Source organism: Aquabacterium commune, from assembly GCF_004362855.1.
In the GTDB taxonomy this organism is placed as follows: domain Bacteria; phylum Pseudomonadota; class Gammaproteobacteria; order Burkholderiales; family Burkholderiaceae_C; genus Aquabacterium; species Aquabacterium commune.
In genome coordinates, this window is record NZ_SNXW01000003.1 from 184,703 (window position 1) to 202,060 (window position 17,358).

The 17,358-nt window shown below is 64.1% G+C and carries 15 protein-coding genes; 8 read left to right on the forward strand and 7 right to left on the reverse strand.

The window, feature by feature from the left end; translation table 11 throughout:
- Positions 1-9: 9 nt before the first annotated feature.
- Positions 10-1,221 carry a PLP-dependent transferase gene (locus EV672_RS07030; protein WP_133607688.1) on the reverse strand — a complete coding sequence of 404 codons (1,212 nt, stop codon included), beginning with the start codon at positions 1,219-1,221 and terminating at the stop codon, positions 10-12.
- A 15-nt stretch (positions 1,222-1,236) separates the two neighbouring features.
- Positions 1,237-2,655, reverse strand: coding sequence for a 30S ribosomal protein S12 methylthiotransferase RimO (gene rimO / locus EV672_RS07035; protein WP_133607690.1), 1,419 nt, complete (start codon positions 2,653-2,655; stop codon positions 1,237-1,239).
- A gap of 415 nt (positions 2,656-3,070) precedes the next feature.
- Between rimO and EV672_RS07040 the strand changes: the two genes are divergently transcribed.
- From EV672_RS07040 to EV672_RS07060, 5 genes are all read left to right on the forward strand, one after another.
- Positions 3,071-3,835 carry an SIR2 family NAD-dependent protein deacylase gene (locus tag EV672_RS07040; RefSeq protein WP_133607692.1) on the forward strand — a complete coding sequence of 255 codons (765 nt, stop codon included), beginning with the start codon at positions 3,071-3,073 and terminating at the stop codon, positions 3,833-3,835.
- 57 nt (positions 3,836-3,892) lie between these two features.
- Entirely contained in the window at positions 3,893-5,332 is a 1,440-nt protein-coding gene (locus tag EV672_RS07045) for an alpha/beta fold hydrolase (RefSeq protein ID WP_133607694.1), read from the forward strand.
- Positions 5,333-5,345: 13 nt separating this feature from the next.
- Entirely contained in the window at positions 5,346-5,861 is a 516-nt protein-coding gene (locus EV672_RS07050) for an opioid growth factor receptor-related protein (protein WP_166643489.1), read from the forward strand.
- A 350-nt stretch (positions 5,862-6,211) separates the two neighbouring features.
- Positions 6,212-7,609 (forward strand): hypothetical protein, encoded by a 1,398-nt coding sequence (locus EV672_RS07055; RefSeq protein WP_133607698.1) that lies wholly within the window; start codon positions 6,212-6,214, stop codon positions 7,607-7,609.
- A gap of 9 nt (positions 7,610-7,618) precedes the next feature.
- Positions 7,619-8,221: a hypothetical protein gene (locus EV672_RS07060; RefSeq protein ID WP_133607700.1), complete on the forward strand. Its 603-nt coding sequence runs from the start codon at positions 7,619-7,621 to the stop codon at positions 8,219-8,221.
- A gap of 450 nt (positions 8,222-8,671) precedes the next feature.
- On the opposite strand, the gene EV672_RS07065 is transcribed toward EV672_RS07060, so the two are convergent.
- A complete protein-coding gene (locus EV672_RS07065) occupies positions 8,672-9,898 on the reverse strand; it encodes a serine hydrolase domain-containing protein (protein ID WP_133607702.1) in 1,227 nt (408 codons plus the stop codon).
- A gap of 89 nt (positions 9,899-9,987) precedes the next feature.
- Positions 9,988-10,698 (reverse strand): alpha/beta fold hydrolase, encoded by a 711-nt coding sequence (locus EV672_RS07070; RefSeq protein ID WP_166643490.1) that lies wholly within the window; start codon positions 10,696-10,698, stop codon positions 9,988-9,990.
- Positions 10,699-10,946: 248 nt separating this feature from the next.
- On the opposite strand from EV672_RS07070, the gene EV672_RS07075 reads away from it, so the two are divergent.
- The gene (locus EV672_RS07075; RefSeq protein WP_133607706.1) at positions 10,947-11,600 is read left to right on the forward strand and encodes a response regulator; all 654 of its coding nucleotides are present in this window, start codon (positions 10,947-10,949) and stop codon (positions 11,598-11,600) included.
- Positions 11,597-13,000, forward strand: a complete 1,404-nt coding sequence (locus tag EV672_RS07080) for an ATP-binding protein (RefSeq protein WP_133607708.1) — start codon at positions 11,597-11,599, stop codon at positions 12,998-13,000. Before EV672_RS07075 ends, EV672_RS07080 begins: the two co-directional genes overlap by 4 nt.
- Positions 13,001-13,022: 22 nt before the next feature.
- On the opposite strand, the gene EV672_RS07085 is transcribed toward EV672_RS07080, so the two are convergent.
- Positions 13,023-13,865, reverse strand: coding sequence for a PA4780 family RIO1-like protein kinase (locus EV672_RS07085; RefSeq protein WP_133607710.1), 843 nt, complete (start codon positions 13,863-13,865; stop codon positions 13,023-13,025).
- Between the two features lie 422 nt (positions 13,866-14,287).
- Here EV672_RS07085 and arfB point away from each other — a divergent pair, with 422 nt between their 5' ends.
- Positions 14,288-14,701, forward strand: a complete 414-nt coding sequence (gene arfB, locus EV672_RS07090; RefSeq protein ID WP_133607712.1) for an alternative ribosome rescue aminoacyl-tRNA hydrolase ArfB — start codon at positions 14,288-14,290, stop codon at positions 14,699-14,701.
- Positions 14,702-14,704: 3 nt separating this feature from the next.
- Here arfB and EV672_RS07095 read toward each other — a convergent pair whose 3' ends face one another.
- Both EV672_RS07095 and EV672_RS07100 read right to left on the reverse strand, forming a co-directional pair.
- Positions 14,705-15,319: a response regulator transcription factor gene (locus EV672_RS07095; protein WP_133607713.1), complete on the reverse strand. Its 615-nt coding sequence runs from the start codon at positions 15,317-15,319 to the stop codon at positions 14,705-14,707.
- Positions 15,316-17,289 (reverse strand): sensor histidine kinase, encoded by a 1,974-nt coding sequence (locus EV672_RS07100; protein ID WP_166643491.1) that lies wholly within the window; start codon positions 17,287-17,289, stop codon positions 15,316-15,318. Before EV672_RS07100 ends, EV672_RS07095 begins: the two co-directional genes overlap by 4 nt.
- Positions 17,290-17,358 lie beyond the last annotated feature (69 nt).

Consider the following 17,358-nt stretch of genomic DNA (forward strand, 5'->3'; position numbering starts at 1 on the left):
GCGCCGAACTCAGCCCAGCGCGTCAAAAGCCTGGGCCAGGTCGGCGACCAAGGCGCCCGTGTCTTCCAGGCCCACGGCCAAGCGCACCAGCGTGCCCGGCTGGCCCGCCAGGGGGCCAAAGCGCCGCATGCCCTGCAAACCGTAGGGCATGACCAGGCTGAGCGGGCCGCCCCAGGAATAGCCGATCTTGAACAGGCGCAGCGCGTCCACGAAGGCGTCCACCTGTGCCGACGTGAGGCGCGCGCCATCGAACACCACGGACACCAAGCCCGCCGCACCGCTGCAACTGGCCTGCCAGTGCGCATGGCCGGGCGAGCCGGGCAGCGCCGGGTGCAGCACCTGGGCCACCTCCGGCCGCGCCTGCAGCCAGGCCGCGATCTGGCGGGTCGAGGCGTCGTGCGCGGCGTAGCGCAGCGCCATGCTGGGCAAACCGCGCAGCACCAGTTCGACATCGTTGAGGCCCACGCCCAGGCCCAGGCGCATGTGGGTGAGCTTGAGGCGCAGGTGCAAGGCCTCGTCGCGCGTGACGACCGCGCCCATCAGCACATCGCCGCCGCCCGAGGGGTACTTGGTCAGTGCGTGGATGGTGAGGTCCACGCCGCCTCCCACCTCAAAGGGGTTGAAGGCCAGCCCCGCGCCCCAGGTGTTGTCCAGCGCGGCCACCACCTGCGGATGCTGGCGGATCACACCCAGCAAGCCGGCCAGGTCAGGGAACTCCAGCGTGACCGAGCCCGCCGCTTCAAGCCACACAAGGCGCGTCGCGGGCGTGAGGGCCGCGGCCAGAGAGGCCGGGTCCATCGGGTCGTAGAAGCCGGTGGTGATGCCCCACTGCGCCAGCTCGTGGCGCGCGAAATCGCGGCTCGGGCCATAGACGTTGTCGGGCAGCAGCAGGTGCTCACCCGCCTTCAACAGCGACTGGCCCACCAGCGCGATGGCCGCCAGGCCCGACGGCACCAGCAGCGTCTGCCGACCGCCTTCCAGCGTGGCCAGGCGCTCTTCCAGCACGAAGGTGGTGGGCGTGCCGTGCAGGCCGTAGGTGTAGCCCGTCTTGTCCTTCCACTCGCGGCTGCGCAGGGCGGCCGTGTTCTCGAAAATCACGGTGGACGCCTTGAACACCCCCGGCTGCACCGACTGGAAGCCCCCGGGGGCCTCGTAGGGGTGGTGGATGAGCGCAGTGGCGGCCTCGCTCAAGCTGCGAGCCGGCTCGCGCGGGGACGACATGCCGCCCTCCCCGGCTCAGATCGGCAGGCCGATCAGGTCATGGCCCTCGACGGCCACGATGCGGGTGCGCGTGAACTCGCCCACCTTCAGCGTCTTGCTGGCCTTCTCGGGCGGCAGCAGGCGCACGGTGCCGTCGATCTCGGGCGCATCGGCGTAGGTGCGGCCCACACCGCCCTTGCGGCCCAGGGCCGGGGCGCTGTCCACCAGCACCTGCATGGTCGCGCCCACACGGCGCTGCAGCTTGGCAATCGACACCGCCTCGGCCACGGCCATGAAGCGGGCGCGGCGTTCCTCGCGAACCTCATCGGGCAAAGCGCCATCGAGCAGGTTGGCCGGTGCGCCCTCGATGGGCGAGTAGGCGAAGCAACCGGCGCGGTCGATCTCGGCTTCTTTCAGGAAATCGAGCAGGTGTTCGAACTCGGCTTCGGTCTCACCGGGGAAGCCGGCGATGAAGGTCGAGCGCACCACGATCTCGGGGCAAATCTCGCGCCAGCGGCGCAGGCGGTCGAGGTTCTTCTCGCCATTGGCCGGGCGCTTCATGCGCTTGAGCACGTCGGGGTGCGAGTGCTGGAACGGCACGTCCAGGTAAGGCAGCACCAGGCCCTCGGCCATCAACGGGATGACTTCGTCCACGTGCGGGTAGGGGTAGACGTAGTGCAGGCGCACCCAGGCGCCGTGGGCCTTGGCCAACTCGCCCAGCTGGGCGACCAGGTCGAGCATGCGCGTCTTGACCGGCTTGCCGTCCCAGAAGCCCGTGACGTACTTGACGTCCACGCCGTAGGCGCTGGTGTCCTGGCTGATGACGAGCAGCTCTTTCACGCCCGATTCGAACAGCGCGCGGGCCTCGTTGAGCACCTCGCCGATCGGGCGCGAGACCAAATCGCCGCGCATGCTGGGGATGATGCAGAAGCTGCAGCGGTGGTTGCAGCCTTCGGAAATCTTCAGGTAGGCGAAGTGCTTGGGCGTGAGCTTGATGCCTGCAATGCCACGCGCCTCGGGCACCAGGTCGATGAAGGGGTCGTGCGGCTTGGGCACGTGCAGGTGCACCGCGTCCATCACCTCTTGCGTGGCGTGGGGGCCCGTGACGGCCAGCACGCTGGGGTGCACGTCCTTCACCAGGTTGCTGCCCTCGCCTGCACCGGCCTTGGCGCCCAGGCAACCCGTGACGATGACCTTGCCGTTTTCGGCCAGGGCCTCACCGATGGTGTCCAGGCTTTCCTTGACGGCGTCGTCGATGAAGCCGCAGGTGTTGACGATGACCAGGTCGGCGCCCGCGAAGGTCTTGCTGGTTTCGTAGCCCTCAGCGCGGAGCTGGGTCAGGATCAGTTCGGAGTCCGTCAGGGCCTTTGGGCACCCAAGGCTCACGAAGCCGATTTTGGGGACGGGGCCGGCGGCCGCTGCGGTGCCGCTGGTGGGGGTGTGTTCGCTGCTCATGGGGCAGGATTGTCCGGCAAATCGGGGGCGGGGTGGTGAGCGGGTTGGGTTGGTGGGTGAGCTTGGGCTGGGGTGGGCGGGGAATGCGTTGAATCGGGTGACTGGTTTGCAGCGTGAGCGGCCGGTCAACCCTGTACGGTCGCGCCGTAGCTTGGTCGCCGCGTTGGAAGCCGCGCAGCGGTCATTCGAGAGCGCCGGCGATCGACCCACTCCAGCCATCGATAGCACCCGACCAATCTCCCCAAAGCTGTCGTTTGCTCTGTAGGCGGGCGAAGACGGCCAAAACATGCTTCCGAACCATCTGTCGCTGTGAACATCTGAAGACGCCCAAACGTACAGCATCTCGCCGACCACAAAAGGCAAAGAATCTCTTTACACTGGGTTCAATCTCTGGAGCAAGTTTCAAAGACGTGCGATGACCTCTGCTGATTTCCAACCCAAGATGGTTACAGCGCTGCGAGAAGCGAAAAAAAAAACCGTGCTGACTGGTGCAGGTGTCTCCGCTGAAAGCGGCATTCCGACATTTCGCGATGCTTTGACAGGCCTTTGGCAGCATTTCGATGCAGAGAGGCTCGCGACGCCCGAGGCATTCCAGCGCGATCCTGCCTTGGTGTGGGGCTGGTATGAATGGCGGCGCATGAAGGTCCTTGCGGCGCAGCCCAATGCTGTCCACCTGGCCATTTCCGCGTTGGCCGATCGGGTGTCGCACCTGTCTCTGTTCACCCAAAACGTCGATGATCTGCATGAGCGAGCCGGAAGCACCGATGTTCAGCACCTCCACGGCAGCCTTCTTCATCCGCGTTGTTTCGAATGCGGGAATCCATTCACGCTACCGGATGGCATTCCTGAGGAGCCTCACGCTGGACGGCGCTTGTCGCCTCCAAAGTGTCAGGCATGCGGGGGCCTGGTCCGGCCGGGCGTCGTGTGGTTCAACGAGGCGCTGCCTGCGCATATCCTCAGTAGCGCAATGGAATCGGCCAGGTCATGTGACCTGCTGATCGTGTTGGGTACTTCGGGTGTGGTCTATCCCGTAGCCCATCTCCCCGAAGTGGCGCGGAGTTCAGGTCGAAAAATCATTCAGATCAATTCAGCTCCAAGCGAACTGGACAGCATCTGCACTTGGAATGTGAGGGGACGTGCCGGGCAACTGTTTCCAACATTGCTCAGTCGTGCATTCTGAAAGCTGGCTAACTTGTGAAATGAGGGAAACACAGTGAAAGGGCAATGGATCCGTGAAATGGGCGAGACGGCATCGCCGATTGCCGTGGTGTTCGTGCATGGTATTTTGTCCGATGGTGAAACTTGTTGGCGTCATCCGAATGGCGCTTACTGGCCAGGCATGCTCGCCAATCATGATGCCTTCGGGAACATGGGCATCTATACATTCACATACCACACCGGCGTCTTCAGCGGCTCCTACGACCTTGGCGACATTGTCGATTCTCTGAAGGAATGCCTGCACCTCGATGGTGTCAATCGGGCGCGCAAGATTGTCTTCGTTGCTCACAGCATGGGGGGAATTGTTGTTCGGCGCTACGTCGTCCAGTGTTGCGATGAATTGGTGGAGCGAGGCGTAGAGCTGGGGCTTTTTCTCATTGCATCACCTTCCTTGGGCTCGCCCTATGCAAACTGGCTGAGTCCCCTCGCAAAATTCATGGGGCATACGCAAGGTCAGGCGCTGGAGTTTTGCCAAAGCAATGCCTGGCTCAATGATCTGAACAGTGACTTCCGCAATGTGCTCGCACGCGGCAAGTTGGTGATTCAAGGCCGAGAACTGGTGGAAGACCAGTTCGTGGTCCTCAAGCGCTTCCATTGGTTCAAGCAGGTCGTGCCCCCATTCAGCGGCATCGCCTATTTCGGCAATTCACTCAAGGTGCCCTTGTCGGATCACTTCTCCATCGCCAAGCCGATGGACACTCAGGCACTCCAGCACCGCGCACTATGCAGCTTCATTGAAAATCTCGCGAAGCAGCAGAGCACCGCCGACAGTGTCTGGGAATGTGCGGGAAGCCACCGGGCCAGCGTGGGAGCCAGTGAAATCACCATCGTTGCGGGACGAATCGAAGAGTACCCGCTTGGTTCCGCAGCATTGGTGCTGCCCTGCAATGAGTACTTTGAAGATCGCTGCACCAGCGATACCAGGACCGCGTTAGGCGTATACATCAGCAAGCATTGCGCTGGCGCGACATCCGATTTCTCGGATGCGGTCAAGCAACATTGTCAGACAAGGTTCGGTCCCGGGACAACGCAGCAAAAGACGATGGATGAGTCGGGTGAAAGCTATGGCCCAGGCCGAGCTATCCTTGTCGAGGATCCGTCGCAGAGGGCCGCCGCCATTGTGTTGGTTTCCACGACAACGCAGCGAGCCGGGCGAGGGCTGGCCGCAAGGATGTCCTATGTGTTCGATGGTGTGCGGGAGCTTTTCGAGTTGCTGGCGGACCATCGCATCAACGAAGTGGTGATGCCGGTGCTCGGGGCCGGGCATGGCGGAATCGATCCGCAACTGGCGCTCGGGGGACTGGTGCTGGCGCTTGCGGAAGCCATCCGGTATGGACCCGACCGGCAGCAGCGCAAAAAAATCACCATCGTAGTTTTCCAGCGAGAAAAAAGTGCGCCTCCAGATGTGGCGCCAAGCGGTGTCCGCAAGGCGCTGGAACTCGTGGCCAACAAAACGTAGTGGAGACCCATCCATGACGCAATCGATGGAATCCATTCGGAACTATCTGGGCTATGGGGGCACGGATCACCGGCAACGCACATTGGATGAGGCTCTTGGCTGGGATGATGCGATGCTGGAAAGCACACACGATTTTGTTCAGTGGTGGTTTCCCCTGGCTGAGCCCAGTGCCTTTAGCCACCATGCGCCGATGGCGAGCCTGTCCGAATTCGAAATACTTGGGAATGACGAACGTGTGAGAGTCGGGGTTGAGCGAGCGATGCACCGCATGCTGCGCTTTTACGGTTTGCGCTTGAACGCATCAGGTGTGATTGAGAAGACGGATCAGTGGGATGTACGCAGCCGAAACTGGGCGTGCAGGCATACCCACAACGACTTGCGGCTGACACGCATGCTGAAGTCCCTGAGTCTGCTGGGCCAGCGGGCGCATGCCAGAGTTCTGCTTGCAGCATTGGAACAAATCGTCAACGAGGAGCGTGCTTCGAGTGAAGCTACGCCGTTGCGGTTTTGGCGTGAAGCGCTGCTTTGACGTGTTGTAGCGGTCGTTCGCCAATGGCAGCTTCTGGCCGGATGCGGGTGCCGCCCCGGCTAACTTCATCACCCTAGAGCAGTCGCTCAGGGGGCACGTCCTGTCCGGCCGGTTTAAGGCGAGCAATCCGGAGAGCTGACGGGCTCGACCCGGCCAGGAACTGACGTTCGCAATGGGCGGCTTTGAAGAAGCGCATAAACGTTGGCTTCCAGCACAACTAATCTCCGCACTCGGCGACGGGCACAAAGATTTGTAACATCCATCCTCCCTCTTGATGAGGCCCTTAGATCTCAATGCTGCTATAACACCGTAATCTACATATCGGCGCCAAGACGAGAGAGGAGGCAAGCGTGAACACTCGACTTCGCACGCGGTACCGTTATGCCTCCAGAGGCAAAACGTGGTCGCTGGTCCTCTTGTTGTTTGTTTTGCTGGGACAGAGCCTTGACGTCGCAGCTCAACGAGGAAGGCCCTATCGGCCACCAACAAGGCCCGTTACATCGATCGAGCGGGACATCTATCGTGCACCAACAAGCCAACTGAAGGACGAGGCGTTCAGCGGAGTCCGCAGTCCAGGTGGCCCACCGGTCTCGCGGTTCAATCCTGAAGGCTCGAAACGTGCTGCCTTTTGGCAGGCAGCCACAAATAGCTTCGGCCGACCAACGGCGAGCCTGGGAGAGGCATTTGTCCTCTTGAGGGTGTTCGACAAAGGCGTGGCCATTACGACCAATTTCCTTCAAGGTGGTGCTGCAGATGCACCTGTGCTGGTGCTGCCTCACGAGCAGGTAGCTGATGCATCACAGATGTCCGTTGCCCTAAAAACGTTGTTAGGCACTGACACAATTCTTGAGTCCACGCGACTCAAGTTGGTTTTCGACCGCGATCCCGCGCTGCCCGAGTTTTCAGCTCTATTCAGCAAAGAAGATCAATCTTTTATAATTCCGACAAACTCCTTTGCACATGCTGACCTGTACTTGAAAGACAAGTCACTTGTCTACTCTATTGATCGCATCGATCGCCCTAGTCCACCACCTCGTTGGGCTGCAAAACTCAATGATTGCTGCGTCAAGACTGGAGTCCCACCTGACTTAGACGGATGGGCCAGGCTAGGCAGTGTTCCATTCAATAAAGGAAAGGCGCAGCTAGTTTCGCTGTTCAGCGACTCCCAAACCTCTGACAAGTTTTCGTCGCTGCCGCGCTCCTCAAACATTCGAAGTCCGCTTGAACTGAAAGGCGACGCACTGAGAGCCATTGAGTCGCTGATCAACTCGGGAGACCCCGGTTCACCTGTAATAGTGGTAGGACACACAGAGAACTCTGGTTTCCGGGTTGAACGACCAGGGGGTGAACACATCTCGTTTGACGAGCTCACGCGAATTGCGATTGCTGCAGATCGCCCCGTCTTTTTTGTCGGCTGCTATACCGCCGACCACTTTCACTCGATGGCAGACAAGAGCTTCATTCGTGACTACATAGTTTCAGGCACTCTCAACTCCCTGCATCCTCGTGAAGTTGCCCCGAAGGTCCTGGATGCCATCAACTCATCTGCGTCACTGAAAGAGTTCACCGAAAGACTTTCGGATGAAACGCTGAACGTGTGGATCTCGAACAACTTTCTGCGAAGCGTAGCCGAGGGCACTGCCCGAACTATCCGCGCGCCGATATACAAGAAGACCTCTGACGGGCGGGCCTCAATTGTGGGCTTCATCTTCGTCTATCTGCCCTGCAAATTCTTTGGTGGATGCTAGGATTTGGCAATGTCACGCAGAGTTCTCTTTAATGAGCTTGCAACTCTTTTGGGCCACCTGAATAGGCCAGCCCTTGCAGCACTCATCGCGAGGTTTCCCGAATTCGGGCCTGAAATTGCACGCGGACCGCATGCGGGGCCCGACGACGAAGACAGGAAGCACCAAGTCGATCGTGCGATGTTTTCCCTGGCTCTGTCGGAGCAGATCGTGGCCGAAGCGCGGGCGCTTAGTGAGAGAACAATTGCGCGGACTGCATCGCTGTCGTCCTCCAAGCTGGCAGTCGCCCTAATCGCGGGCCTCGGCGGGGTGGGAACTCTGGGCGCAATCGGCCTGGGCAAGGAAGACATCGGCCGAATTGGTGGAATTGTGACAGCGGCGATAGCCGTACTAAATGCAGCACTGGATGCAATGTCTAAACGCTACTCGGGAGCAGAGGCCACAAAGGCGATCGAACTTGGAACCGCAGCATTGACACTCAGCAACTTGAGGAATGATCTGTTGCTGTTGATCAAGAACGAGCGCCCGATTGATGACATCGCAGTCGCGGCGGACAGGTGCAACGATTTGGCATTGCAATTGAATGCCAAGAAGGATCAACTTCGCTTAGTTTGACATCCCCCCAGGATCCACCCAACCGTTCTGTCAGTGTGCTCGAAGGAACTGCATTCGTTGGAGACTCGGCCCACAAGGCTGAACATCAGAAGTCCAGCGAGCCATAGACCTAGACTCGAACAGAGTATCCGGGACCGCCGCCGAATCGTCCATGGGCCGTCCGGGCGGCAGGTTCAAGGCAGGCGGATGAGATCAGTGGATGTCGGCATCGGGTCGATCGCCGGCCCTGGTGAATGACTGCTGATCGGCATCAGACCCAGCGCTCTTATCGTGACTAGGTCGACGAGTGGTAACCGGCTGCTCCCAGCCTGATCAGGTCGTTCGACCAGCGAGAAAGCAGACAAACCATGGGACGCATTTCAGCACATGCCATCCGCCGGCAAAACCGCGCTGATTGCACACTTTGACGCTTGATGACTTGTTCGGCGCCCACCCACTGACGCCGAGCGATCAAAGCGCAATCGACTGCCGCTTCAACACCTCGGCCATTGCTTGGTCGATGCGTTTCAAGACCCAACTGGTGCCGTCTTCGGCGACGTAGCCTGTGTTGCTCAGACCGAATGCGGCGAACTCACCTGCCCTGTCCACCACCACCTCGGCCATGAAGCCGGGCACGTGGCCTGTGTGGGTCAGCAACTTGCGCCCGGGCGTGGCCGTGGCTTCCCAGCCCCATGTGTAGTGGCCATCAGACACCGTGCGCAGGTCGTTCACATAGGTCTGCGGCAGCGGCGTGAGCTGCCCACGCAGCGCCAGCACATGCCAGCGCAACCACTGCGCGTAGGCCGCGCCGGTACAGGCCCAGTGACCGTCTGGCGCCATGATGTCCAGCCAGTCCTTGGTGGCAATGTCCTCTTCGGTGGCCTCGACCACAGCCAAGGCACCGGCCGCACCCTCGTGCCCCCACAGCAGGTCAGTGGGACTGGGCACAGGCGAACGCCAGGCACCTTGCAGTGCCAGCGGCTGTGCGAGCACTTCGTCGAACAGGGTTTCGAAGGCTTTGCCCGTGTGCGCCTCGACGATGGCGGCGGCCAGCACGTAGCCGGCGTTCGAGTAGTGGAAGTCTCGTCCTGGCACGATGCCTTCAACGGGCGGCTGGGCCAGCAGCCAGCGGGCGAAGTAAGCGCGACGACCTTCCATGGTCTCGGGCAAGGGGCGGGGGTCGGCCTGAACAGCTGCGATGAAGGCGTCCTCTTCCGGGCCGCTGCCATTGAACGCCGGCAAGCCGCCGCGGTGGTGCAGCAAGTCGGCCAGAGTCACCTGAGCAAGGTCGGGGTGGATGTCGCCAGCCCATTCTGTGAAGGCTTGCGGCAACGTCAGTGAAAGGGCTGGGCCCCCGAGATCGGCCAGCGCCACGATGGCGGCGCAGGTCATGGCCTTGGTGTTCGAGCCGATGGCGAAGCGGTCCTGCGGGGCCACCGGGGCGCCCTCGCCAAGGCGCCGCTTGCCCGCCACTGCCACGGTGAAGGACTTGTCGGTCACCTGGCCCAGCGCTACCCCAACCAAGCCCGAATCGACGGCGGCATCGGCCTGAGTTCTGAGCGGGGCCGCAGCCTGATCCTGTTCAGGCTCATCCGATCCACCACCGCACGCTGCCAGGCTCAGGCCCAATCCGGCAGACAGGAACAGTTGCAGTACCGAACGGCGGCTCAAAGTTGAATCGATGGGGTGCTTGGACATGCTGGAATCTTGAAGTTGCGATGCCTGGCACTGTGCGAGGCGGCACCCAAAGAGAAGCCAAAGTCCGCGTGTTCGCCGCCCTCTGCGCGTCACCGACGAGGCGGCATGGCTGCTGCGTCCAACAGATGGTCGAGCGCCTGCACCACACGCTCGGGCGCATCTCGATGGAGGTAGTGCCCTGATGTCGATACGGTCTCTGCGGGCGCCCCCAGGCGTTGCTGCCAGTCCAGACGCAGCCGAGCCAGGGTCCGTTGGTACTCGTCGGTCTCCAGCGGGCCGAAGCGGCCCGAAAACACCAGCCTGGCAGGCACCGTGGATGGCCATGGCGGCAACGCGTCGAGGCATTGCGCCTGGGCGTCGAACTCGGCGCGCATGGTGGACGTGAAGACCGTGCTGCGCAGGCCGCTCAGCAGCGCGGCCGTCTTTGGCGCATCGCGCTGCAGCGTGGCCCAGTGCTCGGGATGGGTGGGGTCCAGCAGCAGCAGTCCAGCGGTCTCTTGCGGGTACAGCCTTGCGAAGGCGACCTGGTACAGGCCACCCAAGGAATGGCCCACCAGCAGGTATGGCGGCGGAACATCGGCATCGCGAAGTGCGGCGTGCAATTCACGCGCGGCGTGACAGGGGTCTCGTGGCGCCGATGTCGAAGCGCTGTCGCCATAGCCAGGACGATCCAACGCGAAGACGCGGTGACGTGCGGTCAGCTCGGGCCAGACAGTGCGCCAGGTCTGGCGGCCGTCGCCCAGGCCGCTTTGCAGCACGACGACAGGCATCTTCTGCGGGCCATCCAGTGCGTACGCCATGGCGCCGGAAGATGCCGACGTGTAGCCCTGGCGCGGAACCTGCGCGCAAGCGGTCAACAGGAGCGTGCCGACAAGCGCCGCCATCCAACGGCAACGCGCATGCGATGGTGCAAGATGGGGATGCATGAGGGTCGAGTGTTGAAGTTTCAGGCGCAAGACTGTGGGCTTTTCTTGCCGCACAAATGGCCCACAGTATCGCGTCGGCAAGCTTTGGCTTTCCCAAAGGTTGGGGCGCTATAGTCAATTTCATGCACATCCTTCTGGTGGAAGACGACCTTGATCTTGGCCCCGCGCTGTTGGCCGCCTTGAAGGCAGATGGCATGAGCGCGCAATGGGTGCGCCGCGCCGCCGATGCCCGTGCCGCGCTCTCGCCCGAGGTGGATCTGGTGCTGCTGGATCGCGCCCTGGCCGGTCAGGAAGGGCTGGACCTGTTGCGGCACTGGCGAAAGAAGCGCATCAGGACGCCGGTGATCGTCATCACCGCACGGTCCGCGCTGACGGATCGGCTCGAAGGCCTGGACGATGGTGCCGATGACTACCTCGTCAAGCCCTTCGAGATACCGGAGTTGCTGTCGCGCGTGAGGGCCGTGCACCGCCGCCATCGGCAACAAGCCAGCGAGCTGTGGGAGCTGGGCGAGATGACGGTGTCGCCGCGCTCGCACCAGGCCTGGCTGAAGGGCGAACTGCTGGCCTTGTCGGCACGCGAATTCCAGCTGCTGCTGGCCCTGGCCAAGGACATCGGTGCGGTGGTGCCCAAGCAGGTGCTAGGACATTTGCTGGAACCACTGGGTGAGCCGGTGGATGCGGCCACCGTGGAAGTGCACCTGTCCAACTTGCGCCGCAAGATCGGCGCCGAGCGCATCCGCACCGTGCGCGGCGTGGGCTACCAGCTCAGGCCATGAGCAGGCAAGCGTCGCTGCAAGGACGGCTGGTGCGCGTGCTGCTGCTGGCGGTGGTGCTGGTCTCTGCCGTGCTGGTGGGCCTGGACTACCTGGCGTTCAGATCTGGCATTTCCGATCGTGTGGCCCAACGCTCTGCGGCCGAGGCCTTGGGCGAGGCGCTGGCCGATGTGGATGAATCCGTCGCCGCAGCCATCGTGCGCGCCACCGAGCTTCAATTCAATCGATCGCGGCGTGCTGCCGGTTTGCCCGACATCGAAGACCTGGCCTTCGAGCTCCAGACCCACGAAGGGGCGCAGGTCTACGCTGCCGCAGCACTGAAGGAACAGCCGCCGCTGACGCTGCAGCAGGCGAGGCAGAAAGTCTTACAGGTACGGGGGCGCGACTACTGGCCCTGCCTGCACGAAACCGCTCGCTGGCGCGTCATCCTTCTTGAGCCGGTGGTGGAGGACAGCCTCTTGCTGCGCTGGCTCAGCGGTGGACTGCTGCCCTCTGTCCTGGTGGCCATTCCCCTGCTGGGGCTGCCACTGTGGTGGGCTGTTCGAACCGGGCTTGCGCCCCTGCGCCGATTGGTCACGGCCCTGGCTCAGCGGGATGCCGCCACACTGACGCCCTTGCAGCTCGATCTGCGGTATGCCGAACTTCAGCCCATCGTGGGCGCCATCGATGGCCTGCTGGCGCGCGCGCGCCAGCATCTGGATCACGAGCGCACGTTGACGCACAACACCGCGCACGAGCTGCGCACCCCGCTGGCGGTGGTCGCAGCCCATGCCCATGCCCTGGCCACCACGTCCGACGGCGCTGCTGCAGAGGTGGCCCGAGAGGGCATCGCTCGCGGCGTGCAACGCACATCGCATCTGGTGGAGCAGTTGCTGACCTTGGCCGGGCTGGAGTCCCCCGGTGCACCGCGGGCCACCGAGCCCATTGACCTGGTGGCGCTGTGCCGCCAGCACCTGATCGACCTGACGCCAATGGCCGATGCCCGCGGCATCGAGATGGCCCTGCTGTCACCGGAACAGTGTCAGGCCACGGTGCTCGTACCGGCCATCCACTCCATCATCGACAACCTCTTGCGCAATGCCCTCAACCACTGTCCACCAGGCGCTCAGGTGGAACTGCGGCTCACGCGTCAGGATGGTGAGTTACGCATCGAAGTGCAAGACAACGGCCCGGGCATGCCGTCCGAGGTGCGCGCACGCGCCTTTGAGCGATTTTTCCGAGGTCAAGGGGCCGGCCCCGGCTCGGGCTTGGGACTGACAATCGTGAACGAAGCGGCCCGGCTGCTGGGAGCTCGTGTGTCCCTGGCAGACAGGGACGAAGGGACAGGACTTCGAGTGACCGTCGTGTGGCGCGATGGCTGCAACCAGCCTGAACCGATCACCCTGCCCAGCTTGCGGTGCTGAGCCTCATGACCTGGCCGCCCCTTCACTCCTGCATCCGCAAGCGCCGCTGGGCTTCTTCCTCTTGCGCATCGTCGATCTCGCGTATCACCGCACCCAGGTCCACCGGCCCCTCGGCGTGTTTGAACTGGCCCGTCAGCACGGTGTCGGGCGTCAGGGCGCCTTGCTCGTACAGCGCCCAGATCTCGGGCCCGTGGTCGGTGCCCAGCAGGTCGGGGGCGAAGGCGCCGAAGAAGTCGCGCAGGTTGCCCACGTCGCGCAGCAGCATGCGCTTGGCGTGGTTGTTGCCAGCCGCGTCCACGGCCTGCGGCAGGTCGATGATGACCGGGCCGTCTTGCGCCAGCAGGATGTTGAATTCAGACAGGTCGCCGTGCACCACCCCGGCACACAGCATGCGAACCACTTCGGTCAGCAGGGTCGCGTGGTGGGCGCGCGCTTCTTCGGGCGTGAAGGCCACGTCGTTGAGGCGTGGCGCGGCGTCGCCTTCGGCATCGGCCACCAGCTCCATCAGCAAGACGCCATCGAGGAAGTTGTAGGGCTGGGGCACGCGCACACCGGCTGCGGCCAGTCGGTACAGGGCATCGACTTCGGCGCTTTGCCATGCCGCTTCCTGCGCCTGCCGCCCAAAGCGGGTGCCCTTGGCCATGGCCCGGGCTTGGCGCGTGTTCTTGGTTTTGCGGTTCTCGGTGTAGTCCACCGCCTGGCGGAAGCTGCGGTTGGTCGCCTCTTTGTAGATCTTGGCGCACAGCGTTTGCTCGCCACGCCTGACCACGTACACCATGGCCTCCTTGCCGCTCATGAGTTGGCGCACGACGGTGTCGATCAAACCCTCTTCGACAAGGGACTGCAGTCTGGGAGGTGTTTTCATCAGGGGGCGGTTGGCGCCGGTGCATGGAGGTAGCGGCGCATGCTAACCCACTGCACAGCACTGCTCGGCACCCCTCCCAAACCGCGGCCCTCCGCACACAAACCGCGACCTTCCGCACCCAAAGTGCCATGCGTGCCGCTCAAACTGCGGCGCTCGGCGCAAAAAGCGCCGCGCATGGCACGCGCGATCTCATCCCGACACATCGCGCAGTGCCATCGTCCGCACTTTTTGCGACAAGGTCGGCGCTGAAAGTGGCAGCGTCCGCGCTTTTCGCGACAGCCTTGCCGCTGCAAGTGCCGTCGATGGCACTCGGTGACGCAAAAGATGACTCGGCGTGTGCGGCGCTTCGCACTCCGAGTGCCAACGCTGCCACTGTCCGACCGAAGGCCGCGCCCGGCCATGCCATGCACAATGCGCGCACCATGGCCACCGCCCCTTTCAGCCCCACCCTCCGCGAAGACGAGGTCGAGATCACCGCCGTGCGTGCCCAGGGCGCCGGGGGTCAGAACGTCAACAAGGTGTCCAGCGCCATCCACCTGCGCTTCGACATCAGCGCTTCCTCTTTGCCCGAGGACATCAAGGCGCGCTTGCTCTGCCTGAGCGACCGCCGCATCACCGCTCTGGGCGTGGTGGTGCTGAAGGCGCAAACGCACCGCAGCCAGGACATGAACCGCAGCGAGGCCTTGGCCCGCCTGCAGGAACTCATCGACAGCGTGGCCAGCGTGCCGCCCGAGCGCCGCGCCACCAAACCGACGCGCGCTTCGCAGCGTCGCCGCGTCGAGGGCAAGCGCCAGCGCAGCGAGGTCAAAACCCTGCGCGGGCGGGTCAGCGACTGAGCGCTAGCCCCCGGCCAGCCAGCCCGCCAGTTCCGCCGCCGACTTCACGCCCAGCTTGGCGAACACCCGTGCGCGGTGCACCTCCACCGTCCGCACGGCGATGTGCAGCTCGTCGCCGATCACCTTGTTGAGCTTGCCCGCGGCCACGCGCTGCATGACCTCGCGTTCGCGCTCGCTCAGGCTGTCCAGGCGGGCCTGGCGTTCCAGGGCGGCGGCGTTGTCGGCCACCGAGGCGGCTTCCACGGCCAGCGCCTGCGCGATGCGGTCCGCCAGGGTGTTGTCGCTGTAAGGCTTTTCCAGGAAGTCGAAAGCGCCTTTCTTGAGCGCCTCGACCACCATGGGGATGTCGCCGTGGCCGCTCAGGAACAGCACCGGGTTGCGCAGGCCGAGTTCGATCAGCGCCTCGTGCAACTGCAGCCCGGACATCTGCGGCATGCGCACGTCCAGCACGAACACGCCGCGCACCGGGCGGCGCAGCTGCTGGCGCTGGTGCGCCAGCGCGTCCAGCAGGGCCTGGCCGCTGTCGTAGGTCTGCACCAGCAGCCCGCGCGAGCCCAGCAGGAAGGCCAGCGCGTCGCGCACCACGGCCTCGTCGTCCACCAGATAGACCGTCGTCATGCCAATTCCTCTCTTGTGTCATCGCAGGCTTCATCGCCCTCCCTGCGCGTCGGCAGGGTGAACGAAAACACCGCGCCGCCCTCGGGCGCATCGTGGGCCTCCAGCGCACCGTAATGCAACTCGACGATGGAGCGGCAAATCGCCAGGCCCATGCCCATGCCTTCGCTCTTGGTCGTGAAAAAAGGCTCGCACAGGCTGGCCGCACTCTGCCCGCCCAGGCCCGGCCCGTTGTCGGCCACCTCCACGCGCACCGTGCCCGGCCCGACCGACCCACCCGGCCCACCCGGTGCCACCGAGATGCGCACGCGCCGCGGCTGAGGCTGGTGCGAGAGCGCATCGCAGGCATTGCGCACGAGGTTGGCCACCACCTGCTCGATGAGCACGGCATCGGCCACCACGGGCGGCAGGTGGTCGTCGGTCACGTGGACGATCTCGACCTGGTGGCGCTCGATGTCGCGCTTGAGCAGGCTGAGTGCAGACGCGATCACGGCGTGCAGGTCGCACAGCTCGCGCTGGGGCTCGCGCCGCGTCAGGAAATCGCGGATGCGCTTGACGATGCGGGCCGCTGCCCCGGCCTGCTCACCCTGGCGCTGCAGGGCCTTGAGGATGGGCTCGGGCACGTCGCTGCGGCCCGACAAGGCGTTGAGGATGCCCGCGTTGTAGCTGGTGATGGCCGACAGCGGCTGGTTGAGTTCGTGCGCCAGGGTCGAGGCCACCTCGCCCAGCATGGTCAGGCGCGCGTGGTGGGCCATGGCCTCCATCTGGCGGCGCTCGCGCTCTTCGAGGTGCTTGCGCTCGGTGATGTTCACCACCGAGGCCATCCAGCCGATCTGCACGCCCTGGGCGTCCACCAGTGGCGCTTCATAGACCATCACCTCGACGATGCGCCCATCGGCATGCTGCCAGCGCGACTCGTACCCCCCGCGCGGGGCCTGACCGGCCATGTTGCGCAGGTGGCGCGTCATGCTCTGGTCCATCTCCTCGGGCACCCAGTAGGGCATGGGGGGCAGCAGGCCGACCAGTTCTTCCGGCTGGCGCCCCACCATGTCGGCCATGGTCTTGTTGACATAGACGAGGCGGCCTTCGAGGTCGCGGGCGCGGATGCCCACGGCCAGGGAGTCTTCCATCGCGGTGCGCCAGGCCGCTTCGGTGCGCCAGGCCTCTTCGGCCCGCGTGACGCTGCGCATTTGCTTGCGCAGCATGACCGAGGCCAGGCCGATCAGGCACAGGAAGCCGCCCATCAGGGCCATCGGCAAGGTGCGCCACCAGGGCGTGACGCGGTCGCGCGCCGACAGCTCCAGCCAGGCATTGGGCAAGGTCGCGCCCAGGCTGACGCGGTACCAGGCCTGGCGTGGGTCGCGCGGGCCGTCCACCGTGGCCGCGATCACCGTGTCGGACACATCGACCAGGCGGATGTCGTACTTGCTGGCCAGCCACCAGGGCACCTTCTGGCGCAGCAACGCGGCAGCCGAGTAGCGCGCCACCAGCAAGCCGGCGGCATGTTCGCCATGGCCGTTCAACGAGGCCGACAGGTGCCCGGCCAGCCCACCCTCGTCACCGATGCGCCGGGACAGGTCGTTGGCGGGGATGCTGTCGTCAGGCACGTGGCCCATGATGCGGCCGGCCTCGCCCAACCAGGTCACGCTGACCCAGAAGCGGCGCAGGCCGTCGAGCACGAAGGGGTGGCCGTTGAACTGTGCGGGCGTCACCCTGCCGGCGTCGATGGCCTCGGCCAGGCGGCGCAACTGGGTCAGCTCGCCGTCCAGGCGGCCGGTGATCTGGGCTTCGAGCGACAGGGCGTCGGAAATCATCGCGGCGCGCTGGGTGTCGAGGTCGTTGAGCTCCTGGGCGCGCAGCCAGGCCATCACGCCCAGGACCACGACCAGGGACAGCACCAGCGGCCAGGCCCACAAAGAGGTCAGCGTGCCAAAGCGGGAGCCAAACAGCCGCAGGCGCGGACGCGGCGGCACCGAAAGGGCCGGACGAGGGGGGGCACTGACGCGGGGGTTCACGGCGTCAAGCGTAACGGCAAGCGCCAG